The sequence below is a fragment of the Mycobacterium sp. BK086 genome (assembly GCA_004362315.1).
GTDB lineage: Bacteria > Actinomycetota > Actinomycetes > Mycobacteriales > Mycobacteriaceae > Mycobacterium.
On the sequence record SNWL01000004.1, the window covers coordinates 233,594 to 260,485 of the forward strand.

The following is a 26,892-nucleotide window of genomic DNA, read 5'->3' on the forward strand; positions in this document are numbered from 1 at the left end:
CTACAGAATCGCGCCGGGAGCGTACTTGGCGGCGTCCGGGTAGGCACTGACCAGTTCTTCGACGGCGGCTACCACCTGGTCGACCTGGCTTGCCGCCGCTCCGCTGAAGGCCTGCTTGTCCGCCAGCGCGGCATCGAGTGCGGCCCGGTCCAGCGGCAGCCGGTCGTCGGCGGCCAATCGATCCAAAAGGTCTGGCTCGGCGCCCTTTTCGCGCATTGCCAGCGCCACGGCAACCGCATGTTCCTTGATCACCTCGTGCGCGGTCTCTCTGCCGACACCGGCCCGCACGGCGGCGATCAGCACTTTGGTGGTGGCCAGGAACGGCAGGTAGCGATCGAGCTCGCGCTGGATCACCGCCGGATAGGCGCCGAACTCGTCGAGCACCGTCAGGAACGTCTCGATCTGCCCGTCGATGGCGAAGAATGCGTCCGGCAGCGCGACCCGGCGCACCACGGAGCAGAACACGTCGCCTTCATTCCATTGCGCGCCAGCCAATTCCGCGGCCATCGAGCCGTAGCCACGCAGGATCACCTGCAGGCCGTTGACCCGCTCGCAGCTGCGGGTGTTCATCTTGTGCGGCATCGCCGACGAGCCGACCTGCCCCGGCGCGAAGCCTTCGGTCACCAGCTCGTGGCCGGCCATCAGGCGCACGGTGTGCGCGAACGACGACGGGCCGGCTCCCAGCTGAACCAGCGCCGACACCACGTCGTGGTCGAGTGAGCGCGGGTACACCTGCCCGACGCTGGTGAAAACGGCGTTGAAACCCAGGAATTCGGCGACCCGGCGTTCCAGCTCAGCCAGTCGGTCGGCGTCGCCGTCGAACAGGTCGAGCATGTCCTGGGCGGTACCCATCGGCCCCTTGATGCCGCGCAGCGGGTAGCGCTCGATCAGTTCCTCGACGCGGCGCAGCGCGATCAGCGTCTCCTCGGCGGCCGAGGCGAACCGCTTACCCAGCGTGGTGGCCTGGGCGGCGACATTGTGGCTGCGGCCGGCCATCACCAGCTCGCGATACAGCACCGCACTCTCAGCCAGCCGCGCCACGACGGCCACGCCGTGGGCGTGCACCAGTTGCAGCGACCGGCGGATCTGCAGCTGCTCGACGTTCTCGGTGAGGTCGCGGCTGGTCATGCCCTTGTGCACGTGTTCGTGGCCGGCCAGCGCGTTGAACTCCTCGATGCGGGCCTTCACGTCGTGGCGGGTGACGCGTTCACGCGCGGCGATCGAGGCCAGGTCGACCTCTTCGAGCACGCGTTCGTAGTCCTCGATCACGCCAGCGGGCACGGCAACGCCGAGCTCGGACTGCGCACGCAGCACCGCGAGCCACAGCTTGCGCTCGGCGACGATCTTGGCCTCCGGCGACCAGATCGCGACCATGTCCGCGCTGGCGTACCGCCCGGCCAAAACATTGGGGATTGTCACAACCCAACAGCTTACGGCCCTGGTACGGCAAGGTAGACGCATGCACTTTGTCGGCCTGGATCTGGCCTGGGGTGAACGCAAGCCGACCGGAGTCGCGGTACTCGACGGCGACGGCCGGCTCGTCCATATCGCTAGCGCGCAAGACGATTCGAGCATCCTCGACGAGGTGCGACCGTTTGTGGACGGAGACTGTCTGGTCGCCATCGATGCGCCACTGGTGGTGAACAACCCGACCGGCCAGCGGGGCTGTGAGACGGACTTGAACCGCGACTTCGCGAAATTCGAGGCAGGCGCGCACCCGTCGAACATGGGAAAGCCCGAATTCGCCGATACGCCACGGGGCGCCCGGATCGCCGAGGCGCTCGGGCTGGACATGGACCCGCAATCGCGGGCAACCCGGCGGGCGATCGAGGTCTACCCGCATCCGGCCACCGTTGTGCTGTTCCGGCTCGGCCGCACGCTGAAGTACAAGAACAAGCCGGGCCGCACCCTCACGCAGCTGCGCACCGAGTTGCTGCGTCTGATGGATGAGATCGAACGGCTCGCCCAGGCCACGGTGCCGCTTCGGGTCGGCGATCACCCGGACTGGATCGCCATGCGCGCCGCGGTCGAGACGGCGCAACGCAAAAGCGATCTCCGTCGCGCCGAGGACCCGGTCGACGCCGTGGTGTGCGCCTACGTCGGGCTTTTCGCGACGCGCCGGCCGGCGGCGGTGACCGTCTACGGTGACTTCGCAACCGGGTACATCGTCACGCCGACCCTCCCGGCAGACCTGACGCCCGCTCCGCCGGAACCGACACCCGGCGTCGTCAGCGACGCCGTGGCCCGCTACGCCGAGCGGCGGCCTGCCCTGAAAGAAACCACCGAGCACTACCTGGCGTTGGTGAAGCGCCTGCTGGACGACGCGGGCATCAACTACCTCAGCGTGACGGCCCGCACCAAGAGCGTCGCGTCGTTCGCGGCCAAAGCCGATCGCAGCAGTCAGGGGCAGCGGCTCTACACCGACCCGTCAACGCAGATCACCGACCAGGTCGGCCTGCGGGTCATTACCTACCTGCGCGAGGACGTCACCGCCGTCGGCACCGTGCTGGCCGGTGAGATGAACGTGCTGGCCGACCTCGACATGGGACAGGTGACCGCCCGCGAGGGCCGCTGGGGCTACGCCAGCAGGCACATGCTGGTCGCCATCGAGGGCGAGTCCCAGCCGGCGTCGGTCCAGATCCGCACCGTCCTGCAGCACGCGTGGGCGGAGTTCGAGCACGACATCCGGTACAAGGGCACGGTCCCCGAGCAGGATGCAGCCGAGCTCGACCGCCGCTTCACGCTCGCGGCGGGGCTGCTCGAGCTGGCCGACCGCGAGTTCACCGAGATCCGCGATCGGTTGCGGGCATCGATGGCCGACGACCGCACCCCGACCGTCGCGGGCGTTGGCATCGCGACACCGGTGCTGGCCACCTATCTGGGGCACCGCTTTCCCGAAGCCGGCTGGTCGCGAACCGAGCACTACGCATGGATTTCCGACCTGCTCGGCGAACTGGGCATCCTCACCCTCGACGCCCTCGAGGAGCTGCTGACCAATCTCGACACCGATGCCGTCAACGAGAAGATGGACTACCGCTTCCCCGCGGGTGCGGTGCGTCGCTTGGACGACGCCCTGCTGGCCACGTTCGCCGACCGCTACGTCGGGCTGGCGGGCAACGCGCATCGGGAGGCGCTGCTGCAGACCCGGCTCCAGCGACTGAACGGGACGCCGAAATCAACGTAATGCCTTGCGGCATAGCTACTTTCAGGCACGTAGGCCCGACCAGGATTCCGAGGTTCCGGTCAGTCGGCTGACTTGCTCCAGGAAGCGGCGCACCTTGACCGGGTTCTCGTGGCGCTGCCACCCGAACGTCGACGGCCGCTGGCTGCGGTCATGCCAGAAGTGCCCCGCCTTGGACTCTGGCCGCGTGGCCACCAGCCACACCGCGGTGTCGGCACCGTCGGCCACATCACGCAGCAGTGGCCGGGTGACGGCACGAAAGCGGGGCAGGTACTCGGCCACCCCGGGTGTGTCGACCCAGCCGGGATGCATGCTCTCGACCCGGATGTCGGTGCCCGCCAGCCGACGCGACCACGAGTCGGCGAGCACCACCTGCATCTTCTTGGTGCGCGCGTAAGCCCGTACGCCGCTGTACCCGCGCCGGGACTCCAGATCGTCGACCACCAGCGGCGAGCTGTACATACCGCCGGACGACACGAACACCACCGACGCGCCACCCGCCGCCCGCAACAGCGGCAGCAGGCGTTCGGTGATCAGATGCGGGCCGAGCACGTGGGTGGCCAGCTGTACTTCGTGGCCCTGCGGGGAGAGCACACGCTCCTTGGGCATCAGCCCGGCGTTGTGCACCAGCCCGCTCAGGGCGGGCACGCGGTTGGCGAAGTCGGCCGTCCAGCGCCGCACCGCGTCCAGGTCGGAGACATCGCAGACCTCCGCCACAGCATGGGCATCGGCGACCGAGTCCCGGATCTCCGCCGCGCAGCGATCCACCTTTGCGGGGTTGCGGCCGAGCAGGTGCACGGTAGCCCCGAGCTCGGCAAATGACCGTGCCATCGCCAGACCGATACCCGCAGTCGCCCCGGTGATCAGCACCCGCTTGCCCAGCAGCGCCTGCGGTCCGGCGTCGGCCGCCCACCACTGCTTGCGCAACCCCGAGCCGATCTTGGTATAGCCGAACAACGCCCGGTCCATCACGCCATCGAGCAGTTCCGTCGCCGGCCGGGCCAGCCCGGAGAAATCCATGTCTTCGAACGTAACCGCTCAGACCCGCATGGTGCGCTCATCGATCGGCGCCAAGACGTCGATCACATCCATCAGCGTGGTCCTGGCCAGTTCGCGGGGGCCGTCCCCGTCGCTCACCAGCGCCGAGACCACGGCACCGTCGACGGCGTTCACCAGCGCGGTCACCAGGTCGACCCGCATGTTGCGTCCCGAGCGAGTGATGGCTTCCACCACGGCATCGACCCGCTGTTGCAGCAGCCGGCGCTGGATTTCGCGCAGTTCGGGCTGGCGGGCACAGGCGATGTAGCGCTCGTAGCGGGAGATCAATTCTTCGCTGCTCGCCTCGCCGTCCGCGTCACCGACCAGCAGGTCCACCAGGACGTCGGCGATCGCTTCGGCACCGCGGCGCCGGCGCGGCAATGCGTCGACCCGTGCCCGCAGTTGGGCGGTCTCGACCGCGCAGATGTACTCGACGGCCTTGTGCACCAGATCGTCGAGCGAGGAGAAGTAATAGGTGGTCGACGCCAGCGGCAGGCCCGCGCGACGGGCCACCGCCCGATGGCGCACGGCCTCGAATCCGGCTTCGCGCAGCAGCTCGGCGGCAGCGCTGATCAGCGCATACCGTCGTCGCTCCCCCTTGGGAGTCATCGCTGCCGTCATGTTCAGCAATGCTGCCAGCAGCGTCGACGGCACATCGCTCTTTCACCGAATCATTAACGTCGCTTTGACCTCGCACTAGGCTGAATGGCCCGCGATGGCATGATGTGCCGAATGGCGAACCTGAGCCGTCGCGCGGTCCTGCGACTCGGCGCCGGAGTGGTGGCAGGCGCCGCCGGTGCCGTCGCCGCCGGCCGCGTCCTCGAACCCGCCGCACAACTTGCTGGCCCCGACATTGCGATGACCGGTGTCGGCGCTCCCCTGCTGCCACCGGCCCCGCTGGAGCCGGCGCCGGCAGGTGCCCCCGCTCCCACGATGGTCACCGGATCGTTCGTGTCGGCCGCGCGCGGCGGTATCAACACGAACTGGGCGATCGCCCGCCCGCCCGGACAGACCGCGCCGCTGCGGCCGGTCATCGCCCTGCACGGCCGGTGGCAGAATGCGGCCGGCGTGATGGCGGGCGGGGTCGAGCAGGGCTTGGCGCAGGCCGTCAATGCCGGGCTTCCCCCGTTCGCGGTGGTCGCCGTCGACGGCGGGGACGGGTACTGGCACAAGCGCGCCTCCGGCGACGACTCGGGAGCCATGGTTCTCGACGAGCTGATCCCGATGCTCGGCGGACAGGGCCTGGACACCTCGCGAGTCGCCTTCATCGGCTGGTCGATGGGCGGCTACGGCGCGCTGCTGCTGGGCGCCCGGCTCGGCCCGGCCCGCACGGCGGCCATCACCGCGGTCAGCCCGGCGCTGTGGACGACATCCGGCGCGGCGGCCGACGGCGCGTTCGACGGTCCCGACGACTTCGCCGCCAACAATGTGTTCGGCCTGCCCGCTCTGGCCCAGATCCCGATCCGGATCGACTGCGGCGACAGCGATCCGTTCTATGGGGCGACCAAGCAGTTCATCGCCCAGCTGCCCCATCCCCCCGCGGGCGGCTTCTCCCCCGGCGGACACGACGGCGGCTACTGGAGCTCGCAGCTGCCCGGCGAGATCGCTTGGATGGCACCACTTCTGACGGCCTAGACGACGTTGACCGTGTCCAGGAACGCCCTCGCGTAGTCGGCGTCGCCACTGATCCGCACGTCGCGGTCGCGCCAGCTCGCGCGCCGGGTTCCCCACTCCGGAAACTCGCACGCCACACCGGTGATCTGCGCGGCCGAACCGTCGGCTGAGCCCACCGTGACCGGGCCGCCGGGCGCCACACGCCAGGTTCCGCCGCCGGGTCCGGTCAGCGTGATCGCCAGCGGACGATCCAACGACGCCGCGGCCGACGCCCGCAGCTGGTTGGCGAGCACCGCCATCATCCATTCCAGGACGACGGCCATCCGGTTGGCATCGGTACCCGGGGCGGGTCGTCCCAACGCCGGCGCCATGTCGTGACGCAGGTGGGTGTGGTGATCGAAGACCATCGCGCCGGTGAGAACCCGCAGCGGAAACCGGCCCAGCTCGGCCAGCGGCACCTGCACGCCGCCGAGCGGCGGGCGGGCCATGACCGGAAAGATCGCGGCGGCGACCCCGCTCCAGCGTCGGTACTCGGCAAGGACCTCTGGCGCGGACCGATCCCGTCGAGTATCGACCAGCAGATCGTTGGCCGCCTCGATATCGTTGGTGCGCATCATTTTTGCCGCGGCGGGGCTGAACATCGCCCTGCAGCCGGTGCCCATGTGCGCGACGACGTCGTGGATGCGCCAGCCCTCCGCACGGCTGTCCATCCGCCATTCGGCCGGCTCGAGACCGCCGCAGAAGGCCAGCATGTCGGCGCGCTCGGCCTTGAACGCCGCACCGCGGTCCGGTGTCACGTCGGCCATGATTGTCTCCCGTTCTGGAATTGTCTACAGTCCGTATTACTGTCAGCCATTCGATAAGCCTTTCGGAAGCGCCACCGAGGAGATCATGACCGTCGAGAGCCCGCCGCTGTCCCCGCGGCCGTACCACCCGCTGGACATCTCGGCACCGGACTTCTGGACCGCCGATTTCGCCACCCGCGACCGCACGTTCGCGCAGCTGCGGGCCGCCGACGGACTGTCCTGGCACGCACCGGTGTCGTCGGTCTTCCCGCATGATGAGACCGGGTACTGGGCGATCACCCGGCACGCCGACATCAAGTACGTCAGCCAGCACACGGAGACCTTCAGCTCGGCGCTGGGCATGAGCGTCGACCCCCTTCCCGCCGAAGTGCAGCAGGCCACCAGCTTCTTCCTGGCCATGGATGCACCGGAGCACACACTGTATCGACGGTTGATCAGCGCGACATTCACTCCGAAGCAGGTTCGCCGTATCGAGGCCCAGATTCAGGCCAACGCGGCCGACATCGTCGACCGGCTGATCGAAAAGCTGCGCGACGGCGAGGAAATCGACTTCGTCGCCGAATGCTCGGCCAAGCTGCCGATGCGGACCGTGTCGGACATGATCGGCATCGCGCCTGCCGACCAGGAAGCGGTGGCGTATGCGGCCGAGAGCCTGTTCAGCGCCACCGACGACGACTACGCCAGCTTCGAAGAGCGGGCCACGCACGCCCTGACCCAGATCGGCATCCTGACGAGCTCAGGCATCGAGCTGGCCCAGCTGCGCCGCCGCGAGCCGCACGACGACCTGATGACCAGCATCGTCAACGGCGAGGTCGACGGGCAACGGCTCACCGACATCCAGATCGGGTCGTTCATGGTGCTGCTGGCCGCGGCGGGTAACGACACCACCAAGCAGACCACCTCGCATGCGTTCAAGGCTCTCGCCGATCATCCGGCCCAGAAGGCTTGGCTGCTCGAGGATTTCGATGCCCGGATCGCTCCGGCCGCCGAAGAGTTCATCCGCTGGGCCACCCCTGTGCTCAACTTCGCCCGCCATGCCACGGTGGACACCGAGCTTGCGGGCACGGCGATCAAGGCCGGCGAGAAGGTGGCGCTGTTCTACTGTTCAGCCAACCGCGACGAGGCCGTGTTCGACCGGCCCGGCGAGTTCGACATCACCCGAGCACCCAACCCGCACTTCGGGTTCGGCGGCGGCGGGCCGCACTTCTGCCTCGGCGCCAACCTGGCCAGGACCGAGCTTCGGCACCTGTTCCATCAGCTGCTCACCCGGCTGCCCGAGGTCGAGGTAGGCGAACCGGAATACCTGCACAGCAACGTCATTCACGGCGTGAAGCGGTTGCCCGTCAAACTGGCGTGATCCGCCCCTCGGCCGCCGCCAGCGCGATATCCGTGCGGAAATGGCTGCCGGGCAAGCGAATCGATCCGAGGGTTCGATACGCGGCTTCGCGTGCTGCCACCAGGTCGGCACCCGCGCCGACGATCGACAGCACCCGCCCACCCGAGGAGACGACGGCACCGTCGTCGCGGCGCGTAGTGCCCGCGTGCAGCACGCCGTCGGCCTCCGAGCCGGTGATGACGTCACCGACGCGGGGTCGGCCGGGATAGTTCTCGGCTGCCACCACGACGGTGACGGCGTACCCGTCACGCCACTGCAGCGGGCCGAAGTCGGCCAGGGTTCCAGTGGCCGTCGCGTACAGCACCTGGCCCAGCGGGGATTCGAGCAGCGCCAGCACGGCCTGGGTCTCGGGATCACCGAAACGGCAGTTGAATTCGACCACCGCCGGGCCGGCTGACGTCATCGCCAGCCCCGCATACAGCAAGCCCGAGAACGGGCAGCCTCGGCGAACCAGTTCGGCGGCAACGGGTTCCACGACGCCGCTGACGATCGAAGCGGTCGCCTCCGCAGACAGCCAGGGCAGCGGTGAATATGCGCCCATCCCACCGGTATTGGGCCCGGCGTCGTTGTCAGCGACGCGCTTGAAGTCTTGGGCGGGCAGCAGCGGAACGACGGTAGCCCCGTCGACCAGACAGAACAGCGACACCTCGGGTCCGTCCAGGAAGGACTCCAGCAATACCGGATGCCCGGAATCCAGCAACGAGGCGGCATGCGCGCGGGCGGCGTCACGGTCGGCGCTGACCACCACACCTTTACCCGCGGCCAACCCGTCGTCCTTGACCACCCAGGCGGGCTGGCCGGCGGCGGGACCGAAGCGGTCCAGCGCGGCATCGAGGTGCGCGGGGTTGTCGACGGTCTCGCTGCCGGCGGTCCGCACGCCGGCGGTGGCCATCACGTCCTTGGCGAACGCCTTGGAGCCTTCGATGCGGGCGGCCTCCTTGGACGGGCCGAAGCAGGCGATGCCCGCGGCGCGCACGGCGTCGGCCACGCCGAGCACCAATGGCACCTCGGGCCCGATGATCACCAGGTCGACAGCCAGCGTGCGGGCCAGCGCGGTGACGGCCTCGGCAGAGGTGACGTCGACGTCGTGCTGCTCGGCGACCGCCGCCGTCCCGGCGTTGCCGGGCGCGACGGCCAGGAAGTCGACTGTGGGGTCTTTGCGCAGGCCCAGAAGCAGGGCATGTTCGCGGGCACCGGATCCGATCACGAGGACGCGCACAGGTTCACACCCTATCGCCCAGCCGCCCTACCAGGTGTCGACGAACCGCCTTAGCGGCGGGAGTTCGCCGCGCGCCGCCGCAGTGGTCAGCGTCGCGGCGATCAGGCCGCGCGTTTCCGCCGGGTCGATGACATCGTCGACCTCGAACATCACCGCGGCGTTGAGCGCCTTGGCGTTCTCCTCCATCGCCGCGGTGGCCTCGCGGACCCGCTGTTCCCGTTCGGCGTCGTCCTCGATGGCGTCCAGTTCCTTGCGCATGCCGAGCCGCACCGCGCCCTCGAGGCCCATCGGGCCGAGGTGCGCACCCGACCACGCCACCGTGAGCAGCGGTTCGTGCAGACTGCCGCCGGTCATCGCCTGCGCGCCCAGTCCGTAGCCGCGGCGCAGGATCACCGCCACCAGCGGCACCCGAATCGCCGCCCCGGCGACCAGCATCCGCGATGCACGCCGTACCAGCGCCTCGGCTTCGGCGGCCGGTCCGACCATGTAGCCGGGACAGTCGATGAGCGAGACGACGGGCAGGCCGAAGGTGTCGCACAGCTGCAGGAAGCGCGCCGCTTTGTCGGCCGCCGCCGCGGTGATCGCCCCGGCCATCACCATCGTGTTGTTGGCGATGACCCCGACGGGGCGGCCCTCGATCCGGGCCAGCGCGGTGACCATCTCTGGTGCGAACTTCTCCCGCAGGAACGTCACGGAGTCGACGTCGGCGAGCGTCTCGATGATCGGCTTGATCGGGTACGCGCGCCGTGCCCGCTCGGGAATGACTGTGCGCAAAGAGATTTGGTCGGCGGCCTGCCCGGGCGGTGTGCTGCCCTGGAAGTATCCGATCAGGCGCTTGGTGACCGCGACGGCTTCTTCTTCGTCGGCGACGACCACGTCGACGACCCCGTTGGGTGACTGCACCGAGATCGGGCCGACGTCATCGGGCGCGACATCGCCCAGCCCGCCGCCGGCGATCATCGCGGGGCCGCCCATCCCGATCGAGCTGTCGGCGGTCGCGACGATCAGATCCGAGCAGCCGGCGATCACCGCGTTACCCGCGAAGCAGCGGCCCTTGACGATCGCGATGCGCGGCACCACCCCCGACAGCGCCGCCCAGAGCTTGAACGCCCGCGTCTCGAGCTGCGACACCGCGGGGAAATCGGTGTCACCGGGCCGGCCGCCACCGCCCTCGGCGAAGAAGATCGTGGGCAGCCGCATCCGTTCGATCAGCTCGAAGAGCCGGTCCTTCTTGCGATGGCCGAACACACCCTGGGTGCCGGCCAGCACGGTGTAGTCGTACGACAGCACCGCACACGGGTGACCGTTGACCGACGCCGTCCCGGCGATCAGGCCATCGGCCGGGGTGCGCGCGATCAGGTCGTCGAGATCGCGGCGGCGGCGCTGGGCGGCCACTGTGAACCGCCCGTACTCGACTAAGGAATCCGCATCGACCAGGTCAGCGATGTTCTCCCGCGCGGTGCGACCGCCCGCGGCATGACGGCGCTCCACCGCGTCGGGGCGCGCCGCATCCTCGGTCAGTGCACGCCGGCGAAGCACTTCAGCGAGGTCGGGGCGATCAGTCATCAACCGAATTTAATGGGCATACACTCTGCATCACAGTGTATGGTCGTATCCAAGGTGCGCTACATCACATGAACAGCGAGGTAGATATGACCACCGCGAGCGTGTGCCCGTTCGGAGCGGGCTTCGACTTCACCGACCCTGACCTCATCAAAGAGGGCATGCCGGTCGCCCAGTTCGCACAGCTGCGCCAGACCGCGCCGGTCTGGTGGAACGAGCAGGCCCCCGGCGCCACGGTCTTCGACGACGGCGGCTACTGGGTGATCAGCAAGCACGGCGACATCCGCGACATTTCCCGTGACGGCGACCTGTGGTCCACCAACCGGCAAGGCGTGGTGATGCGCTTCGCCGACGACATGACCAAAGACCAGATCGAGATCACCAAGGCGCTGCTGATCAATCACGACGCGCCCGAACACACCCGGCTGCGCAAGCTGGTCTCGCGGCTGTTCACCCCGCGCGCGGTGGCCAAGCTCGAGGAGAAGCTGGCCGATGCCGCCCGCGACATCGTGGCCGCTGCCGCCACGAAGGGCACCGGCGATTTCGTCGACGACATCGCGATGCAGCTGCCGCTGCTGGCGATCGCCGACCTGCTCGGCGTGCCGGAAGACGATCGCCAGAAGCTCTTCCACTGGACCAACAGCATCATGAACACCGACGACCCGGAATTCAACGACGTCGACCCGATCGAGGCCAACGCCGAGCTCATGGGTTATGCGTACGGGATGGCCGAGGAGCGCAGGAAGTGCCCGGCCGATGACATCATCACCAAGCTCGTGCAGGCCGACATCGACGGTGAGTCGCTCGACGAGGTCGAGTTCGCCTTCTTCGTGATCCTGCTGGCGGTGGCCGGCAACGAAACCACCCGCAATGCGATGACCCACGGGATGAACGCGTTCTTCGAGAACCCCGAGCAGTGGGAGATCTTCAAGCGCGAGCGGCCCGAGACCACGGCCGACGAGATCGTCCGCTGGGCCACCCCGGTGCACTGCTTCCAGCGCACCGCGACGCGGGACATCGAACTCGGCGGCGTCACGATCCGCGAGGGACAACGGGCCGGCCTGTTCTACAGCTCGGCCAACTACGACGAAGAAGTCTTCGACAACCCGTTCCAGTTCAACATCCTTCGCGACCCCAATCCGCACCTCGGGTTCGGCGGCAACGGCGCACACTTCTGTATCGGCGCCAACCTCGCACGCATGGAGATCAAGTTGATCTTCAATGAGATCGCCAATCAGATCCCCGACATCAGCAAGCTCGGCGAACCACAGCGGCTGCGGTCGGGCTGGCTCAACGGGGTCAAACACCTGCCTGTCGCGTATTCGTAGCGCAGGGGCACCGATAGCATCCCGGGTCATGGGTTACCCGGGTTATGCGCCCTACCCCGGCTATCCGCCGCCGCCTGCCGATCCGCCGCGGTCGGCGGCCGATCTGACGATCTCGATCATCCTGATGGTCGTGACGGTGTTGGTCGGGGCCGGCGGAGCCTTTCTCGGCCTGTTCTCCATCGCGTTCCTCGATTACTGCCCGCCCATGACGTGCAGTGCCGAGGGGGCGGTGACATCGGTGCTGTCCGCGCTGGCCATCACGGCGCTGGTGGGCTTGGCCGGGATCATCGTGACCATCGTGCAGCTGGCCCGGCGCAAGCCCGGCTGGCCTTTCGCGACGGGCACGTTGGTGCTGAGCGTGGCCGTGCTGTTCGTCGGCGGGGTGGCCTACGTCGCGGCAGTGGGCGGCTGATCATGCGTACCCATGGCTGGTCGGGATCTGCCCCCGCCACCGACGAAGAAGCCGTCGCCCGGATTCTGGCGGCCGCCAACCAGGCCATCGACGCCCGCGGCGCCGACCTGAGCATCGCCGACGTGGCGCGCACCCTGGGCGTGACCCGTCAGACCGTGTACCGCTACTTCCCCAGTACCGACGCCCTGCTGCAGGCCGCGGCCATGGCATCCGCGGCCGGCTTCCTCGACCGGATGGCCGCCCACCTGTCCGGCATCACCGACCCGGCCGAGGCGGTCACGGAAGGTATTGCGGCAGCAGTGGAAGCGCTGCCCCACGACAAGCACATGGGTCTGCTGCTCGGACCGGAACGGGCCGGCGCGTTCAGCGCCGAGGTCACCTCGGATGTCGCGCTGGCATTCGCGGGATCGCTTCTGCGCCGCTTCGATGTCGACTGGGCCGCACACGGATTCAGCGACAGCGAGGTCGACGAACTCGGCGAGCACCTGTTGCGGATCGTTCAGTCGTTCATGGTCGACCCGGGCCGGCCGCCGCGACACGGTGCCGAGCTGCGCCGGTATCTCGGCCGCTGGGTCGGTGCGGCGCTGCGCACTGGCCGTCAGGGAGCCGGCGGGGCGTCCTGCACCTGAGCGTTCATCGGCATCGAGGTCGCGGCGTGACCGATGAGGTCACCCGTGACGTGCGTCGGCCACATGATGGCCGCAAAGATGGCGCAGACCGATACCACCGGCGGGCAGAGCACGGTCACCGTGGTGTCGACGGCCGACACCCACTTGGACGCCTGACGAGACACCTTGCCCTGCTTGGGCTCTGCTTCGGTCCACAGGCTGAGCATGGTCGGCGCGGTCCATGAGTCGGCAGTCCACGATTGATACGCGGTCATCGAAGTCATCGCACCCCTACCTATCCGAACGAGGCCTACGGCGCTCGATTCTGCCCATCCGATCGAGGCCCGCGGCCATCGATTTCACTTCGGTAACACTGGTGCACAAATGTCACATTTGTGACACGGCCGAATAACCGTTTGAGATCTGGGCGTTTCCTTACCGTTGTCTTACTGACCTCTTTGTTATGTGCCAAGTCGAGAGCACGTTGGAGCCCTTCCCCGTCCGAGTCGAGGAAGGGCCCCAGCGGTCGGTCACTCGCCGGTGCGCCCCTGATGCACCGTCTTGGCTGCGTCTTTTGCGGCCTGCTGACGGGTCGCTTTGATCTCCTTGTGGGTGTCGGCCATCTGCGTGTGATTACCGGCAATCTCGGTGTGCGTGCTGCTGCGCTGTGCGCTGATCTGTTGTGCGGCTTCCTGCCTACTGATTTCGCCGGCGCGAGCGCTCTGACGGATCGCCGCATCCGTACTAACCGCGGCCCGCCGGATCGAGGTGTTCTCCCGGGCGTCGGCGACGATCACCGAGCGATTCTCGGCATTGTCCTTCTTCGCCGTGTCCAGGATTGCCTTCACGTCTTGCACGGTGCTTCCGTCATGGCTGCCGGCGAGGATGGTGCGGATATCTGCCGCCGCGCCCTGCCGCGTCTGATGGATGTCGCCACGGGATGTGCTGATCGCCTGCCGCTCATCGTGAATGGCGCCGCGGGCTCCGTCGACGATCGTCACGATCTGCCCCTCGCCGACGGTGCCGGCCAGGACACTGGCTCCGATGGCGCGGGCCGCGTCGTGACGGGTTGCGTGAATCGACTGCCGATCGGCCGCGATATCAGTGCGGTCGGCCTGCACCGCGATATGCGCCTCGACCAGGACATCGTGGATGGCCGACGCTACCTCTGCAGGCAGCGCGGACAGCCGCACTGCCATGTTCGCGCCCAACGGTCCCGCGGCCAATGTGGTCACCGCGATTGCGGCCACGGCGCTCATCGCGGCAACGGCCGCATTGGACGAACGCTGGGCCCGATTCATTGTAATCATTGCTGTTCCCTTCGTGTGCATGAGTTGTCGACGCCCACCGCGCGCCACAGGACCAGTTGATCAACCGCGACGTTGGTTCAGTGTTTGGGAGGCAACACGATTGGAGAAACAGCGACTAGCGACTGCGGGGAAACACCACTTCGACGGTCAGTCCACCGCGTGGGCCCGGTGTCGCTTGAACCCGGCCGCCGTGTGCGTGTGTCACCGCACGCACGATCGAAAGCCCCAGGCCCGCACCGCTGAACACCACCGGGTCTGACTGCTGATCGTCATTGGCAAGTCGGCGGAACGGCTCGAACATGACGTCCACATCGGCCGGCGCGACAACGGGTCCGGCATTCTCCACCCGCACCCAGACAGCTCGGCTGTCGGACGCGACAGTGATGTGCACCCACCCCCCGGTAGGAAGGTTGTACCGGACGGCGTTGTCGACAAGATTGTCGATGAGGCGTTGCAGCAAGGCCGGATCACCCACCACCCCAGCTGAATTGATCGCAGAGGTGATCTGGACCCCGGCCTGTTCGGCCTGCTGACGGGCATTCACGATTGCTCGGTTCGCCGCTTCAGCCAACTCCACGTGCACCAACCGGTCGATGCGCTGATCACTACTGGCCAGCACGAGCAGACCGTCGATGAGTCGCTCGTGCCGCTTGTTGACACCCATCAGCGTCTCGGCGAGACGGCGGGTCGGCTCAGCCAGACCGGGATCCTCCAGCGCGACTTCGATGACTGTTCGGTTGATCGCCAAAGGTGTGCGCAGTTCGTGAGAAGCATTGGCCACGAATCGATATCGGCTGTCGAATGCTCGGTCAAGCCGTTCGAGCATCGCGTCGAAGGTGTCAGCCAGCTCCTTGATCTCGTCGGATGGACCACTGAGCGAAATGCGTTCGTGAAGATTGCGGTCGACGACCCGGCGCGCGGTAGCGGTGATCTCCTGGAGCGGCTGCAAGACGCGCCCGGCAAGCACCCAGCCGAATGCGAACGCCGCCAAGCCGACAACGACCAGGCACGCCAGGGACCAGACGAGCACCGCTCGCAATGTCTCGCGACGCTGCTCCTCCGCTTGCTTGCTCAGTCCGACGACAAGGTCTTGGAGCAGTGGGTGCGCCTCCATCCCACGCTGCCCCAAGAATGTCTGGGCGGTCGCCAGCGCGTTGACTCCCGGGCTGTTGTCCAGGGACTGCCGCACGTAGAAGTACATCACGGCCACCAGCAACGCGCCCGCGACAAAGAACGCCCCGCCGTAGAACACGGTCAATCTGGTCCTGATGGTTCTGCCCCGCAGCGGCCAACCCAGCAGTTGCGGTGTCTTGGATGACTGCACTCAGTCATCGTCGCCGATCTGGTGTTTGGCCGCCGTGAGGAGACGCGGCTCTGCCAGAGTCCAGGTCAGCCGCCAAGCGGTCCGGCCGGCAACGACATTCCGCAGCGTTGGGCGAACTCATTGAGCGGCGCGCGCAGTTGTTGCAGGTCAGCGCGTACAGCCGGGTTGGCGTTCAGGTACTGCTGGGCGTCGGCACGCATCTGTGGGCGCGGCTCGCCCTTGAGTTTGGTGAACGCATCGTTGACGTCGGGGTGGGCGTCGAGATAGTCCGCCGTGCCGGCTGCCACCGCCGAGACTGTGCGGGCCAATCCGCTCGCGGTGCAATCCGAGGCGGCAGCCGCGGGCGCCGCCGGCACCAGGGTGAGCGCCGCCGCGGTGACGGTGATGAGGGTGAGTCGGCTAGCCATTGTTCGGCCTTCCTTTCGGTCGATTCATGGTCCCGGCACGTGCCGGACGCGTGGATCATCGTGCCGCCCCGGCTGTTTGGTCAGCGTGAGGAAGTTCCTCACTGTGATCGAACACGACGCGAACGACACTGTCGATTGCACGAATCCACCGATAGGGAAGGAAAACTCACCATGAGTAAGCGAAGGATCGCAGCACTAGTGCTGGCAGGCGCGGCAGCCGCTATCGCCGTGCCATTGGGCGCAATGTCCGGGGTGGCCAGCGCCGATCCCGGCTTGGGTTGGGGCGCACCGGGACCGGGCATCTTGCCGGGGCTCGGATTCGGCGGCATCGGTGGCCCGGCTTCTGGGCTGGGTGTGTTGCCGGGCGCGGGTCTCGGCGCGCCAGGCGCAGGCCTACTGCCCGGCCCCGGGCTGGGCGGCCTCGGCGGACCGCTCTCGGGGCTCGGCGTGTTGCCCGGCGCGGGTATCGGGCTTCCGGGACCCGGCCTGATCTGACCGGATGGACGCGGGCGTGCGGTGCGAGCAGACTGGCGCACCGCACGCCCGCCACCCGTCCCTTAGGCCGCCGCCAAACAGCCACCTAACGGGTCCGGGAGCATACTTCTGGGCATGCGGGTGTTGGTCGTCGAGGATGAGATCGTGCTGGCCGACGCCATCGCCGCGGGCTTGCGCCGCCACGCGATGGCGGTCGACATCGCCTATGACGGAGCCAGCGGGCTCGAACGTGCGACCGTGAACGACTACGACGTGATCGTGCTCGACCGAGGTCTTCCCGTGGTGTCCGGCGATGACGTCTGCGCCGAGCTGTCCACGACCGGTCGTCTCGCACGCATCCTGATGCTGACCGCGGCCAGCGCGGTGGCCGACCGAGTCAACGGTCTGCAGCTCGGCGCCGACGACTACTTGAGCAAGCCGTTCGCGTTCACCGAGTTGGTCGCGCGGGTGCAGGCGCTGAGCCGTCGATCACAAGCAGCTGTGCCGCCCATATTGGAGCGCAGCGGCATCAGGTTGGACCCCCACATGCTGACCGTCACCCGCGACGGCGCACCGGTCAGCTTGTCCCGCAAGGAGTTCGCGGTGCTTGCCGAACTCCTGCGCGCCGACGGCGCCGTGGTATCCGCTGAACACCTTTTGGAGAAGGTCTGGGATGAGCACGCAGACCCGTTCACCGGCGCCGTGCGGTACACGATCATGATGCTGCGCCGGAAACTCGGGCCGCCGCCGATCGTCGACACCGAGACCGGCGCCGGTTACCGTCTGCCATGACCTCGTCGCCATTCCTGCACCATCCGGGACCGCCACTCGCACAGCACATCAGCTACATCGGCTACTGGCAGCACGACGGCGGTGTCCCGCATCGCAGCACGGCACTGCCCCGCGGCGCACTGACGATGGTCATCGAGCTGGGTGACCGTGACCATGTCGAGTTCGCCGTCGTCGGCCAACGACCGGTGCCCGTTCCATCGGCGTTCATCACCGGTGCGGGCACGACGTCGTATGTCACGCGGATCGATCCGGGCCAGACCGTCATGACGGTGCACTTCCGGCCGGCGGGCGCCCGGCCGTTCCTCCGACTGCCACTCGGCGACCTGCAGGATCGCTGTGTAGGTATCGACGAGGTGTGGGGCAAATCCGCACGCGCACTGCGCGAACAGCTCACCCAGACGCGGTCGGCCGCCAGCCGGGTGGCCCTCTTGGAGGAATTTCTGTTGTGCCGCATGGAGATTCAGCACAGTAGAATTCCCGGTCTGCTGACCAACCTCGACACCGACCCGTCCGTCACGGTGGCCGAGGTCTGCACCCTCACCGGACTGTCCCCCAAGCGGCTGAGTGCCTTGTTCGGCGCCGAGGTCGGCCTGACCCCGAAGACCTACCTGCGGGTGCGGCGGTTGCAGGCCGCCCTGCGCCGGCTGGAGGCCGGGACACACCTCGGCACGGATATCGCGGCCGAGCTCGGCTACTTCGACCAGGCGCATTTCGTGCGCGACTTCCGCAGCTTCACGTCGATCACTCCGAGTCAGTACCCGCGGCGCCGGTCCAGCCTGCCCAGTCACCTGGACGTGGCCGAAATGTACAAGCGTGTGGACGTGGCCGGCTGACACGATCAAGGTATGGAATCCAGACGAGACGCGGTGGCCGACACCGGACTGTTGGTGGCCGCAATCCGGGCCCGCGAAACGACCCGTGAAGATCGGCTCTTCACCGATCCGTTCGCCGACAAGCTCGCAGGCGATACCGGCCACCGAGTCCTCGACGCGGCGCTGGCCACCTCGGGCGACCGCACCACCATGCAGATCGTCGTGCGCACCAAATTCTGGGACGACGCCCTGCTGGAGGCGGCCTCGTGCTGCCGGCAGGTGGTTCTGGTAGCCGCGGGTATGGATGCCCGGGCCTACCGGCTGGACTGGCCTGCGGACACCACCGTCTTCGAACTCGACCAGCCGGCCGTCATCGCCGCCAAGAACGCCCTGCTGGCCGGCGACACTCCGCAGTGCACGCGGGTGCCGATAGGCGTCGATCTCGCCGACGACTGGTCCGCGGTGTTAACGGCGGCGGGCTTCTCCGACGACGCACCCGCGGTGTGGCTGACCGAAGGGCTGTTGCAGTACCTCGACGAAGCGGCGGTGTTGCGACTCTTCGAGCGCATCGACGCGTTGTCGGCGCCGGGATCGGTGCTCTGCTACGACGTCGTCGGAAAGTCGTTGCTGCAGGCACCTTTCATGGCCGAGCTGCTGAAGTCGATGGCCGACAACGGCGCACCCTGGCTGTTCGGCACCGACGATCCCGCCGAATTGGTGCGGGATCGCGGGTGGTCGGCGGAGGTCACCGATATCGCCGAACCCGGCAACCGGTGGAATCGCTGGTATGCGCCGGTGTCCACCGGAGATGCACCGCGCGGCTACTTCGCGATCGCAACCAAGCCGTTGAGTCAGACGTGAGAGCGACGTTCACCGAGTTTTCGTCGCTCTGACGTCTGACTCAACGCGAAACTAGTCGTCGAGCGTCTTGCCGCTGTGCATCTTGAGGGCGTCGTTGACGTTGGCCTTCTTGTCTTCGCCCTTGCCCGCCTCGGCGGCCTTCTTACGCTTGGCGGTGACCTTGGTGACAACGCCATCGAGCTTGGATCCCAGCGGGAAGCCGAGGTAGTGCGTCAAGAAGATCGCCATCTCCTTGAGCTCGTCGGGCGTGAGCTCCTCGTTGTGCAGGGCGGCGTTCGCCTGGATCTCGGCCAGGTCCGAAATACCAAGTGCGGTGACGACGGTCAGCGTCATGATGCGCTTGTCCCGCATGGACAATCCCGGTCGCGTCCAGATCGTGCCGAACAGATGGTCGGCGGTGAGCGCGAAATAGTCGCCCGGCGAGTCCGGCATCTCCCAGCCGTAGACCTCGTTCATCTTGTCCAGGCCCTTGCGGCGCAGCTCGTCCATCATCACTCCTTCGTGTACGGGACACCCAGACCGGCGGCCAGGTCCCTTAGCGCGATCTCGGCCAGTGGCAGCTCCACACCAGTGGACTCACCAAGAGCGAGAGCCAACTTCAGATCCTTCTCGGCCAAGCCACGGGTATGCATGAACATGTTGTAGACGAAGTGGTCGGGCTCAAGCGGTTTGGTGTCGTCACGGACCATGATCGCGCCGGGGCCTCCGCTCTGGGCGTCGCTGTGCCGCACCACCCGCCCAAGCTTCTGCAGGTCGATACCGGCCGCCTCGGCCAGCCTGGACGCCTCGGTTGCCGCGGTGAAACCGATGAAGGTCAGCATGTTCCGGGCGATCTTCATCCGGGTGCCGGCACCCGGCTCGCCGGCGCGGACCACCATCGATGCCCACTGCTTGAACACCGGCTTGACGACCTCGTACGCCTCGTCGTCCGCGCCCACCATGACGGCCAGCTCACCCTTGTCGGCCGCACCGGCGCCACCGCTCACTGGAGCATCGACGATGTGAATACCCTTGGGCCGCAATTGCTCAGCCAACTCACCGGCCGTGTTCGGCTCGATCGTGGAGTGGATCGCGATGATCGTCCCCGGCTTGGCATGGTCGGCGAGTTGAGCCACCACATCGCGGACCTGCTCGTCGTTGAGCACGGTCACTTCGATGACATCGGCCACCGCGACGTCGGCGACGCTATCGGCGAGCGTGGCCCCCAGCTCGGCCAGCGGCGTCATGGCCTCGGTCCGCACGTCGAAGACGATGAGCCCGCCCGGCCACTCGGCCAGCCGCTTGGCCATCGGTGCGCCCTGGTTGCCCAACCCGATATAGCCGACCTTGATGTCGCTCATGAGCGGAAGATCTGTCCACCGTCGACATTGAAGATCTGGCCGGTGATCCACTTGGCCTGATCGGACAGCAGGAACAGGCACATGCCCACCAGATCGTCGACCTCACCCATGCGCGACAACGGGATTCCCTTGACGATGTCGGCGACCATCTCCTGTGGAGTGGTGGTGCGGTTGGCCTCGGTGTTGATCGGGCCGGGTGCGATCGCGTTGATGCGGATGTTCTGGCCGCCCAGTTCGGTGGCCAGCTGCTGGGTGAGACTGTTGACCCCGGCCTTGGCCAGGCCGTAGAAGTTCGAGTACAGCCATGCCGCCGTTGACGATTGGTTGATGATCGCTCCGCCACCGCGCTTGGCCATCTTCTTGTACACCGCCCGGGTGCACACCAGCGCACCGTCGAGGTTCACGCTCATGAACTTCTTGTAGTAGTCCCAGTCCACGGTGATCAGGAAGTCCAGCTTCATCCCGCCGAAGATGGCGGCGTTGTTCACCAGGTAGTCGATGCCGCCGAACTCCGCGAGCGTCTGATCGGCCATCGCCTTGGCCGATGCCAGGTCACTGACGTCGACCGGCAGCGCGAGAGCGGTGCCGCCTTCACCCTTGATGCCGTCGGCAACCTTTTGTGCGCCTTCGATGTTGATATCGGCGACCACCACCGCGGCGCCCTCACGGGCAAGGGCCTCGGCATAGGCCTGGCCGATGCCGCCGCCCGCGCCGGTGACGATGGCAACCTTCTCGTCGAACTGTCCCATGTGCGTTCCTCTCTCAGACGTCTGTGGCGCGATTAGACCGCTGTGGCAATGACTTTCAGCTCGAGATACTCCTCGAAGCCAGCCAGACCCATCTCCCGGCCGACGCCGGACTGCTTGTAACCGCCGAACGGCACGTCCGCGGAGTACCAGACGCCACCGTTGACGTTGACCGTGCCGACCCGCAGACGGGCCGCGACGGCGTTGGCCCGGTCGAGATCGGGTGAGAACACGGTGCCCGACAAGCCAAACGGCGAATCGTTGGCGATGCGGATCGCGTCCTCGTCACCGTCGTGGGCGATCACCGTCAGCACCGGGCCGAAGATCTCCTCACGGGCCACTCGGGCACTGTTGTCCAGGCCGGCGATCACCGTCGGCTCGATGAAGTACCCGGTGTCGCGATCGGCCGGACGGCCACCGCCACAGGCGAACCGTCCGCCTTCGGTGATCGCGAGGTCGAGGTAGGACTGCACCCGGTCGCGTTGCCGCTCGGAAATGACCGGCCCGCAAATGGTTCCGGGGTTGGTCGGGTCGCCCGGCTTGAGGCCGGCCATGGTGGCCGCGGCCGCTTCGACCGCCTCGTCGTAGCGCGCTCGCGGCACCACCAGTCGGGTGGTGATCGCGCAGCCCTGGCCGGCGTGCATCGAGGCGGTGAACGCCGACATCGAGCAGGCTCCGGCCAGGTCGGCGTCGTCGAGCACCAAGAACGCCGACTTGCCGCCGAGCTCTAGAAAGACCTTCTTGATGGTGGCCGCACCGGCGGCCATCACAGCGCGGCCGGTATTCGTCGAGCCGGTGAACGACACCATGTCGACGCGCGGGTCACTGGACAGCAGGGCTCCGACCGAGTGGTCGTTGGAGGTGACGATGTTGACCACACCCGGCGGAATGTCGGTGTGCTCGGCGATCAGCTCACCGAGAACCGCTGCACACCAAGGGGTATCCGGGGCGGGCTTGAGCACGATCGTGTTACCCGCCGCAAGCGCCGGACCCAGCTTGGCGAGGTTGATCTGGTGCGGGAAGTTCCACGGGGTGATGGCGCCGACGACGCCGACCGCCTCGCGAACGATGGCGCGGTGGGTCTTGATGCCCATCGGGGCGGCCTCGCCGAGATCCTGACGCCAGGAATAGTTCTCGGCCGTATCGGCGCAGAAAGACAGGTCCTCGACGGGACCTTCCAGCTGGGCGGCCGAGGTCAGCATGCGCGGGGCACCGACCTCGGCGATCGTCATGTCGCGCAGCTCTTCGACGTGTTCTTTCATCGCGTCGCGCAGCTGGCGGATACCACGCACCCGCAGTTCGGTGTTGGTGGACCAATCGGTGGTGTCGAAGGCACGGCGTGCGGCGTCGATCGCCCGGCTCATGTCCTCGGCGTCGCCGTCGGCGGCGGTGCCGAGGATCTCCTCGGTCGCCGGATTAATCGTCGGGTATCTGCCGTTGCCACCCGGCACCAGCTTGCCGTCGATGAAGAGATCGCTGTTCTTGTCGGCCGCAATCGCCATCCCGACTCCCGTCTGCTGCGTTGGACACGTGTCCGAGATTTGGTCATTCGCACCATAGCCGCAGACGCCTGCGCGGTGCAAGGGCCTCCGTGAAGCTGGCATCAATACCGGCGTGAACTGGCATTTCTGGATGATCACTTGCCTAGCCGCACACCCGTCCGATAACTTGGACATGTGTCCAGCGATGCCATATTGGCCGTCACCCCAGATGGTGACGGCGCGCCGCGCAATCGCCGCCAGGAAGAAACTTTCCGCAAGGTGCTGCGGGCCGGCATGGAGATGCTGCGCGAAACGTCGTACGCCGACCTGACCGTGCGTGCTGTCGCGGCGCGCGCCAAGGTCGCACCGGCCACTGCCTATACCTACTTCTCCTCGAAGAACCACTTGATCGCCGAGGTCTACCTCGATCTGATGCGTCAAGCGCCCTACTTCACCGACGTCAACGACACCCGCCTGCACCGCGTCCAGCAGTCGCTGCGCAGCCTGGCCCTGGTGGTTGCCGACGAACCCGAGTTCGCCGCGGCGTGCACCACGGCGGTGTTGAGCAATGACGCCGGCGTGATCCCGGCGCGTGACCGGATCGGCGCCGAAATTCACAAGCGGATCAAGTCGGCGCTGGGGCCCGACGCCGATCCGCAGATCGTGTCCGCATTGGAGATGACGTATTACGGCGCGCTCGTGCATGCGGGCAGCGGCACCATGAGCTACCGCCAGGTCGCCGACCGCATCGCGTACGTCGCGGGACTTATTTTGGGAGAGAGTCAATGAGTGTTCAGAGTCCAGACGTGATGCTGGATCCCTACAACTACGACTTCCACGAGGATCCCTACCCGTACTACAAGCGGCTGCGCGACGAAGCCCCGCTGTACTACAACGAGGAATTGAAGTTCTGGGCGCTGTCCCGCCACCAGGACGTTCTGCAGGGTTTCCGCAACAGCACGACGCTGTCCAACAAGTACGGTGTCTCACTGGATCCCGCATCGCGCGGCCCGCACGCGTCGAAGACGATGTCGTTCCTGGCCATGGACGACCCGTCCCATCTGCGGCTGCGCACCCTGGTGTCAAAGGGGTTCACTCCGAGGCGGATTCGCGAACTGGAACCCCGCGTCACCGAGATCGCGGTCAAGCACCTAGACACCATGCTCGAGAAGGCCGCCGCCGGTGAAGCGGTGGACTATGTCGACGAGTTTGCGGGCAAGCTGCCGATGGACGTCATCTCCGAACTCATGGGTGTGCCCGAGGCCGACCGGGTCCAGGTCCGGGCCTGGGCCGACGGCGTGATGCACCGCGAGGAAGGCGTCACCGACGTACCGCCGGAGGCCGTCGAAGCGTCGCTCAATCTCATCGTTTACTACCAGGCGATGGTCGAGGAGCGGCGCAAGAACCCGACCGACGACCTGACGACGGCGCTGCTGGACGCCGAGATCGACGGCGACCGGCTCACCGACGACGAGGTCCTCGGGTTCATGTTCCTGATGGTGATCGCGGGTAACGAGACGACCACCAAACTGCTTGCCAATGCGGCATTTTGGGGCCACAAGAATCCTGACCAGTTGGCCGACGTCTACACCGACCTGTCCCGGGTACCGCTGTGGGTCGAGGAGACACTGCGCTACGACACCTCGAGCCAGATCCTGGCCCGCACCGTCGCAGGCGAGCTGACCCTCTACGACACGGTGATCCCCGACGGCGACGTGCTCCTGCTCCTGCCGGGATCGGCCCACCGCGACGAGCGCGCGTTCGACAATCCCGACGACTACCTCATCGGCCGCGATATCGGCGCCAAACTCCAGAGCTTCGGCAGCGGTGCGCACTTCTGCCTCGGCGCCCACCTGGCCCGGATGGAGGCACGAGTTGCCTTGGAGGAGTTGTTCAAACGCATCCGCGGCTACGAGGTCGACGAGGCCAACTCGGTCCGCGTCCACTCCAGCAATGTCCGCGGTTTCGCCCACCTGCCCATGACAGTAAAGGCCCGTTGATGCCACGTTTCGCTCCTCTTCCCGACCGCAGGCCCGCCATCGTCGCCGGTGCCTCGTCCGGTATCGGCGAAGCCACTGCGATCGAGCTCGCCGCCCACGGATTCCCGGTCGCCCTCGGTGCGCGCCGCGTCGAAAAGCTCGAGGACATCGTCGGCAAGATCAACGCCGATGGCGGTGAGGCCGTCGGCTTCCATCTGGACGTCACCGACCCGAACTCGGTGAAATCCTTTGTGGCACAGTCGACTGAAGCACTTGGCGACATCGAGGTGCTGGTGGCCGGCGCCGGAGATACCTATTTCGGCAAGCTCGACGAGATCACCAGCGACGAATTCGACTCCCAGCTGCAGATCCACCTCGTCGGCGCCTTCCGGCTGGCCAACGCCGTGCTGCCCGGGATGATGCAACGCCAGCAGGGTGACCTCATCTTCGTCGGGTCGGACGTCTCGCTACGTCAGCGTCCCCACATGGGCGCCTACGGTGCGGCCAAGGCCGCGCTGGTCGCCATGGTGACGAACTTCCAGATGGAGCTCGAGGGCACTGGCGTGCGCGCCTCGATCGTGCACCCCGGCCCGACCAAGACGTCGATGGGTTGGAGCCTGCCTGCCGAGAAAATCGGTCCCGCGCTTGAGGATTGGGCCAAGTGGGGCCAGGCCCGCCACGATTACTTCCTGCGCGCGGCCGACCTCGCCCGTGCCATCACGTTCGTCGCGGAGACCCCGCGCGGCGGATTCATCGCGAACATGGAGCTCCAGCCCGAAGCTCCGCTGGCCGACAACACGTCTCGTCAGAAGCTCGCCCTCGGCGAGGAAGGAATGCCGTCATGACGATTACCAAAGAAGTGCAGCGGGTTTCCGGTGGCGAAGAGGAGCACGGCCACCTCGAGGAGTTCCGCACCGACCCGATCGGCCTGATGCAGCGCATTCGCGAGGAATGCGGTGACCTCGGCTGGTTCCAGCTGGCCGACAAGCAGGTCATCCTGCTGACCGGCTCCGAGGCCAACGAGTTCTTCTTCCGCTCCCCCGACGCCGACCTCAACCAGGCTGAGGCCTACCCGTTCATGACGCCGATCTTCGGCGAGGGCGTGGTGTTCGACGCCGACCCCGAGCGCCGGGCCGAGATGCTGCACAACACGGCGCTGCGCGGTGAGCAGATGAAGGGCCACGCGGCGACCATCGAGAACGAAGTCCGCCGGATGATCGAGAACTGGGGCGACTCAGGCGAAATCGACCTGCTGGAGTTCTTCGCCGAGCTCACCATCTACACCTCGACGGCCTGCCTGATCGGCCTGAAGTTCCGCAATCAGCTTGACTCGCGGTTCGCGAACTACTACCACCTGCTCGAGCGCGGCACCGACCCGCTCTGTTACGTCGACCCCTACCTGCCGATCGAGAGTTTCCGCATTCGCGACGAGGCCAGGGCGAGCCTGGTGGAACTGGTGCAGGAGGTCATGAACGGCCGAATTGCCAATCCGCCCACCGATAAGGGCGACCGTGACCTGCTCGACGTACTGGTGTCCATCAAAGACGAGGACGGCAACCCGCGGTTCTCGGCCAATGAGGTCACCGGCATGTTCATTTCGCTGATGTTCGCCGGGCACCACACCAGCTCCGGCACATCGTCATGGACATTGATCGAGTTGCTGCGCAACCCCGACTTCTACGCCAAGGTGCAGCAGGAACTCGACGACCTGTACGCCGACGGTCAGGAGGTGAGTTTCCATGCGCTGCGCCAGATTCCGAACATCGACAATGCGCTCAAGGAGACGCTGCGCCTGCACCCGCCGCTGATCATCCTGATGCGGGTGGCTCAGGACGAGTTCGAAGTGCAGGGCTACCCGATCCATAAGGGACAGATGGTGGCCGCCTCGCCGGCGATCTCCAACCGGATTCCCGAGGATTTCCCGAACCCGGACGCCTTCGACCCGGACCGCTACGAGAAGCCCCGCCAGGAAGACATCGTCAATCGCTGGACCTGGATTCCGTTCGGCGCTGGGCGGCACCGCTGTGTGGGTGCTGCATTCGCCCAGATGCAGATCAAAGCGATCTTCTCAGTTCTGTTGCGGGAGTACGAGTTCGAGATGGCGCAGCCGCCCGAGAGCTACCAGAACGATCACTCCAAGATGGTTGTCCAACTGGCCCGGCCGGCCAAGGTCCGCTACCGCAAGCGCGTCAAGGCGTAGT

Annotated in this window: 28 protein-coding genes; 14 read left to right on the plus strand and 14 right to left on the minus strand. The window is 66.9% G+C overall.

Annotated elements, in window-relative coordinates; genetic code table 11:
* On the minus strand, positions 1 to 1,419 hold the full coding sequence (gene purB, locus EV580_RS11800; protein WP_133691369.1) for an adenylosuccinate lyase: 1,419 nt from the start codon (positions 1,417 to 1,419) through the stop codon (positions 1 to 3).
* Positions 1,420 to 1,459: 40 nt separating this feature from the next.
* On the opposite strand from purB, the gene relZ reads away from it, so the two are divergent.
* Complete coding sequence (relZ, locus tag EV580_RS11805; protein ID WP_133691370.1) at positions 1,460 to 3,184, plus strand: bifunctional ribonuclease/(p)ppGpp synthase; 1,725 nt, start codon at positions 1,460 to 1,462, stop codon at positions 3,182 to 3,184.
* Positions 3,185 to 3,205: 21 nt separating this feature from the next.
* Here relZ and EV580_RS11810 read toward each other — a convergent pair whose 3' ends face one another.
* Together EV580_RS11810 and EV580_RS11815 are read right to left on the minus strand one after the other, a co-directional pair.
* Positions 3,206 to 4,201: an SDR family NAD(P)-dependent oxidoreductase gene (locus EV580_RS11810; protein ID WP_133691371.1), complete on the minus strand. Its 996-nt coding sequence runs from the start codon at positions 4,199 to 4,201 to the stop codon at positions 3,206 to 3,208.
* Positions 4,202 to 4,219: 18 nt separating this feature from the next.
* On the minus strand, positions 4,220 to 4,849 hold the full coding sequence (locus EV580_RS11815; RefSeq protein WP_183504822.1) for a TetR/AcrR family transcriptional regulator: 630 nt from the start codon (positions 4,847 to 4,849) through the stop codon (positions 4,220 to 4,222).
* Between the two features lie 90 nt (positions 4,850 to 4,939).
* On the opposite strand from EV580_RS11815, the gene EV580_RS11820 reads away from it, so the two are divergent.
* Entirely contained in the window at positions 4,940 to 5,854 is a 915-nt protein-coding gene (locus tag EV580_RS11820) for an alpha/beta hydrolase (protein WP_133692201.1), read from the plus strand.
* On the opposite strand, the gene EV580_RS11825 is transcribed toward EV580_RS11820, so the two are convergent.
* On the minus strand, positions 5,851 to 6,639 hold the full coding sequence (locus tag EV580_RS11825; protein WP_133691372.1) for a maleylpyruvate isomerase family mycothiol-dependent enzyme: 789 nt from the start codon (positions 6,637 to 6,639) through the stop codon (positions 5,851 to 5,853). The two genes, EV580_RS11820 and EV580_RS11825, sit on opposite strands and share 4 nt — an antisense overlap.
* 85 nt (positions 6,640 to 6,724) lie before the next feature.
* Here EV580_RS11825 and EV580_RS11830 point away from each other — a divergent pair, with 85 nt between their 5' ends.
* Complete coding sequence (locus EV580_RS11830; protein ID WP_133691373.1) at positions 6,725 to 7,996, plus strand: cytochrome P450; 1,272 nt, start codon at positions 6,725 to 6,727, stop codon at positions 7,994 to 7,996.
* On the opposite strand, the gene purD is transcribed toward EV580_RS11830, so the two are convergent.
* Together purD and EV580_RS11840 are read right to left on the minus strand one after the other, a co-directional pair.
* Positions 7,983 to 9,254 (minus strand): phosphoribosylamine--glycine ligase, encoded by a 1,272-nt coding sequence (gene purD / locus EV580_RS11835; RefSeq protein ID WP_133691374.1) that lies wholly within the window; start codon positions 9,252 to 9,254, stop codon positions 7,983 to 7,985. The two genes, EV580_RS11830 and purD, sit on opposite strands and share 14 nt — an antisense overlap.
* 27 nt (positions 9,255 to 9,281) lie before the next feature.
* The gene (locus EV580_RS11840) at positions 9,282 to 10,820 is read right to left on the minus strand and encodes an acyl-CoA carboxylase subunit beta (protein ID WP_133691375.1); all 1,539 of its coding nucleotides are present in this window, start codon (positions 10,818 to 10,820) and stop codon (positions 9,282 to 9,284) included.
* A 68-nt stretch (positions 10,821 to 10,888) separates the two neighbouring features.
* On the opposite strand from EV580_RS11840, the gene EV580_RS11845 reads away from it, so the two are divergent.
* From EV580_RS11845 to EV580_RS11855, 3 genes are read left to right on the plus strand one after another with little or no spacing between them, the layout of a single operon-like run.
* Positions 10,889 to 12,145, plus strand: coding sequence for a cytochrome P450 (locus EV580_RS11845; protein ID WP_502703924.1), 1,257 nt, complete (start codon positions 10,889 to 10,891; stop codon positions 12,143 to 12,145).
* A 28-nt stretch (positions 12,146 to 12,173) separates the two neighbouring features.
* Positions 12,174 to 12,557, plus strand: coding sequence for a hypothetical protein (locus EV580_RS11850; protein WP_133691376.1), 384 nt, complete (start codon positions 12,174 to 12,176; stop codon positions 12,555 to 12,557).
* A 2-nt stretch (positions 12,558 to 12,559) separates the two neighbouring features.
* Positions 12,560 to 13,186, plus strand: coding sequence for a TetR/AcrR family transcriptional regulator (locus EV580_RS11855; RefSeq protein ID WP_133691377.1), 627 nt, complete (start codon positions 12,560 to 12,562; stop codon positions 13,184 to 13,186).
* Here EV580_RS11855 and EV580_RS11860 read toward each other — a convergent pair.
* The 4 genes from EV580_RS11860 to EV580_RS11880 all read right to left on the minus strand — a co-directional run bounded on the left by EV580_RS11860 (position 13,156) and on the right by EV580_RS11880 (position 16,206).
* Positions 13,156 to 13,440, minus strand: a complete 285-nt coding sequence (locus EV580_RS11860; RefSeq protein ID WP_133691378.1) for a hypothetical protein — start codon at positions 13,438 to 13,440, stop codon at positions 13,156 to 13,158. The two genes, EV580_RS11855 and EV580_RS11860, sit on opposite strands and share 31 nt — an antisense overlap.
* Before the next feature lie 255 nt (positions 13,441 to 13,695).
* Positions 13,696 to 14,496 carry a hypothetical protein gene (locus EV580_RS11870; protein ID WP_133691379.1) on the minus strand — a complete coding sequence of 267 codons (801 nt, stop codon included), beginning with the start codon at positions 14,494 to 14,496 and terminating at the stop codon, positions 13,696 to 13,698.
* Between the two features lie 94 nt (positions 14,497 to 14,590).
* On the minus strand, positions 14,591 to 15,799 hold the full coding sequence (locus EV580_RS11875; protein ID WP_286171548.1) for a sensor histidine kinase: 1,209 nt from the start codon (positions 15,797 to 15,799) through the stop codon (positions 14,591 to 14,593).
* Positions 15,800 to 15,864: 65 nt separating this feature from the next.
* A complete protein-coding gene (locus EV580_RS11880) occupies positions 15,865 to 16,206 on the minus strand; it encodes a heme-binding protein (protein WP_133691380.1) in 342 nt (113 codons plus the stop codon).
* A gap of 171 nt (positions 16,207 to 16,377) precedes the next feature.
* On the opposite strand from EV580_RS11880, the gene EV580_RS11885 reads away from it, so the two are divergent.
* The 4 genes from EV580_RS11885 (at position 16,378) to EV580_RS11900 (ending at position 19,145) form a co-directional block, all read left to right on the plus strand.
* Positions 16,378 to 16,701, plus strand: coding sequence for a hypothetical protein (locus EV580_RS11885; protein ID WP_133691381.1), 324 nt, complete (start codon positions 16,378 to 16,380; stop codon positions 16,699 to 16,701).
* Between the two features lie 114 nt (positions 16,702 to 16,815).
* Positions 16,816 to 17,472: a response regulator transcription factor gene (locus tag EV580_RS11890; protein ID WP_133691382.1), complete on the plus strand. Its 657-nt coding sequence runs from the start codon at positions 16,816 to 16,818 to the stop codon at positions 17,470 to 17,472.
* Entirely contained in the window at positions 17,469 to 18,305 is an 837-nt protein-coding gene (locus EV580_RS11895) for an AraC family transcriptional regulator (RefSeq protein WP_133691383.1), read from the plus strand. The genes EV580_RS11890 and EV580_RS11895 overlap by 4 nt, the downstream gene beginning before the upstream one ends.
* 12 nt (positions 18,306 to 18,317) lie before the next feature.
* Positions 18,318 to 19,145, plus strand: coding sequence for an SAM-dependent methyltransferase (locus EV580_RS11900; protein WP_133691384.1), 828 nt, complete (start codon positions 18,318 to 18,320; stop codon positions 19,143 to 19,145).
* A gap of 51 nt (positions 19,146 to 19,196) precedes the next feature.
* Here EV580_RS11900 and EV580_RS11905 read toward each other — a convergent pair whose 3' ends face one another.
* Genes EV580_RS11905 through EV580_RS11920 form a run of 4 tightly spaced genes read right to left on the minus strand, consistent with a single transcriptional unit; the run spans position 19,197 to position 22,733 of the window.
* A complete protein-coding gene (locus tag EV580_RS11905) occupies positions 19,197 to 19,634 on the minus strand; it encodes a carboxymuconolactone decarboxylase family protein (RefSeq protein ID WP_133691385.1) in 438 nt (145 codons plus the stop codon).
* A 2-nt stretch (positions 19,635 to 19,636) separates the two neighbouring features.
* On the minus strand, positions 19,637 to 20,485 hold the full coding sequence (locus tag EV580_RS11910; protein WP_133691386.1) for an NAD(P)-dependent oxidoreductase: 849 nt from the start codon (positions 20,483 to 20,485) through the stop codon (positions 19,637 to 19,639).
* Entirely contained in the window at positions 20,482 to 21,234 is a 753-nt protein-coding gene (locus EV580_RS11915) for an SDR family oxidoreductase (protein WP_133691387.1), read from the minus strand. The genes EV580_RS11910 and EV580_RS11915 overlap by 4 nt, the downstream gene beginning before the upstream one ends.
* 32 nt (positions 21,235 to 21,266) lie before the next feature.
* Positions 21,267 to 22,733: an aldehyde dehydrogenase gene (locus EV580_RS11920; protein WP_133691388.1), complete on the minus strand. Its 1,467-nt coding sequence runs from the start codon at positions 22,731 to 22,733 to the stop codon at positions 21,267 to 21,269.
* A 174-nt stretch (positions 22,734 to 22,907) separates the two neighbouring features.
* Between EV580_RS11920 and EV580_RS11925 the strand changes: the two genes are divergently transcribed.
* From EV580_RS11925 to cyp51, 4 genes are read left to right on the plus strand one after another with little or no spacing between them, the layout of a single operon-like run.
* Positions 22,908 to 23,501, plus strand: coding sequence for a TetR family transcriptional regulator (locus EV580_RS11925; protein WP_133691389.1), 594 nt, complete (start codon positions 22,908 to 22,910; stop codon positions 23,499 to 23,501).
* Positions 23,498 to 24,712 carry a cytochrome P450 gene (locus EV580_RS11930; RefSeq protein ID WP_133691390.1) on the plus strand — a complete coding sequence of 405 codons (1,215 nt, stop codon included), beginning with the start codon at positions 23,498 to 23,500 and terminating at the stop codon, positions 24,710 to 24,712. The genes EV580_RS11925 and EV580_RS11930 overlap by 4 nt, the downstream gene beginning before the upstream one ends.
* A complete protein-coding gene (locus tag EV580_RS11935) occupies positions 24,712 to 25,536 on the plus strand; it encodes an SDR family oxidoreductase (RefSeq protein WP_133691391.1) in 825 nt (274 codons plus the stop codon). The genes EV580_RS11930 and EV580_RS11935 overlap by 1 nt, the downstream gene beginning before the upstream one ends.
* The gene (gene cyp51, locus EV580_RS11940; protein WP_133691392.1) at positions 25,533 to 26,891 is read left to right on the plus strand and encodes a lanosterol 14-alpha demethylase; all 1,359 of its coding nucleotides are present in this window, start codon (positions 25,533 to 25,535) and stop codon (positions 26,889 to 26,891) included. Before EV580_RS11935 ends, cyp51 begins: the two co-directional genes overlap by 4 nt.
* Position 26,892: the final 1 nt, after the last annotated feature.

Excerpts from the sequence above, each read along its gene's own strand:
- relZ (WP_133691370.1), top strand. The coding sequence starts at position 1,460 with ATGCACTTTGTCGGCCTGGATCTGGCCTGGGGTGAACGCAAGCCGACC.
- EV580_RS11810 (WP_133691371.1), bottom strand. The coding sequence starts at position 4,201 with ATGGATTTCTCCGGGCTGGCCCGGCCGGCGACGGAACTGCTCGATGGC.
- EV580_RS11820 (WP_133692201.1), top strand. The coding sequence starts at position 4,940 with ATGATGTGCCGAATGGCGAACCTGAGCCGTCGCGCGGTCCTGCGACTC.
- EV580_RS11825 (WP_133691372.1), bottom strand. The coding sequence starts at position 6,639 with ATGGCCGACGTGACACCGGACCGCGGTGCGGCGTTCAAGGCCGAGCGC.
- EV580_RS11830 (WP_133691373.1), top strand. The coding sequence starts at position 6,725 with ATGACCGTCGAGAGCCCGCCGCTGTCCCCGCGGCCGTACCACCCGCTG.
- EV580_RS11840 (WP_133691375.1), bottom strand. The coding sequence starts at position 10,820 with ATGACTGATCGCCCCGACCTCGCTGAAGTGCTTCGCCGGCGTGCACTG.
- EV580_RS11845 (WP_502703924.1), top strand. The coding sequence starts at position 10,889 with ATGAACAGCGAGGTAGATATGACCACCGCGAGCGTGTGCCCGTTCGGA.
- EV580_RS11850 (WP_133691376.1), top strand. The coding sequence starts at position 12,174 with ATGGGTTACCCGGGTTATGCGCCCTACCCCGGCTATCCGCCGCCGCCT.
- EV580_RS11855 (WP_133691377.1), top strand. The coding sequence starts at position 12,560 with ATGCGTACCCATGGCTGGTCGGGATCTGCCCCCGCCACCGACGAAGAA.
- EV580_RS11860 (WP_133691378.1), bottom strand. The coding sequence starts at position 13,440 with ATGACCGCGTATCAATCGTGGACTGCCGACTCATGGACCGCGCCGACC.
- EV580_RS11870 (WP_133691379.1), bottom strand. The coding sequence starts at position 14,496 with ATGCACACGAAGGGAACAGCAATGATTACAATGAATCGGGCCCAGCGT.
- EV580_RS11880 (WP_133691380.1), bottom strand. The coding sequence starts at position 16,206 with ATGGCTAGCCGACTCACCCTCATCACCGTCACCGCGGCGGCGCTCACC.
- EV580_RS11885 (WP_133691381.1), top strand. The coding sequence starts at position 16,378 with ATGAGTAAGCGAAGGATCGCAGCACTAGTGCTGGCAGGCGCGGCAGCC.
- EV580_RS11890 (WP_133691382.1), top strand. The coding sequence starts at position 16,816 with ATGCGGGTGTTGGTCGTCGAGGATGAGATCGTGCTGGCCGACGCCATC.
- EV580_RS11895 (WP_133691383.1), top strand. The coding sequence starts at position 17,469 with ATGACCTCGTCGCCATTCCTGCACCATCCGGGACCGCCACTCGCACAG.
- EV580_RS11900 (WP_133691384.1), top strand. The coding sequence starts at position 18,318 with ATGGAATCCAGACGAGACGCGGTGGCCGACACCGGACTGTTGGTGGCC.
- EV580_RS11905 (WP_133691385.1), bottom strand. The coding sequence starts at position 19,634 with ATGGACGAGCTGCGCCGCAAGGGCCTGGACAAGATGAACGAGGTCTAC.
- EV580_RS11910 (WP_133691386.1), bottom strand. The coding sequence starts at position 20,485 with ATGAGCGACATCAAGGTCGGCTATATCGGGTTGGGCAACCAGGGCGCA.
- EV580_RS11915 (WP_133691387.1), bottom strand. The coding sequence starts at position 21,234 with ATGGGACAGTTCGACGAGAAGGTTGCCATCGTCACCGGCGCGGGCGGC.
- EV580_RS11920 (WP_133691388.1), bottom strand. The coding sequence starts at position 22,733 with ATGGCGATTGCGGCCGACAAGAACAGCGATCTCTTCATCGACGGCAAG.
- EV580_RS11930 (WP_133691390.1), top strand. The coding sequence starts at position 23,498 with ATGAGTGTTCAGAGTCCAGACGTGATGCTGGATCCCTACAACTACGAC.
- EV580_RS11935 (WP_133691391.1), top strand. The coding sequence starts at position 24,712 with ATGCCACGTTTCGCTCCTCTTCCCGACCGCAGGCCCGCCATCGTCGCC.
- cyp51 (WP_133691392.1), top strand. The coding sequence starts at position 25,533 with ATGACGATTACCAAAGAAGTGCAGCGGGTTTCCGGTGGCGAAGAGGAG.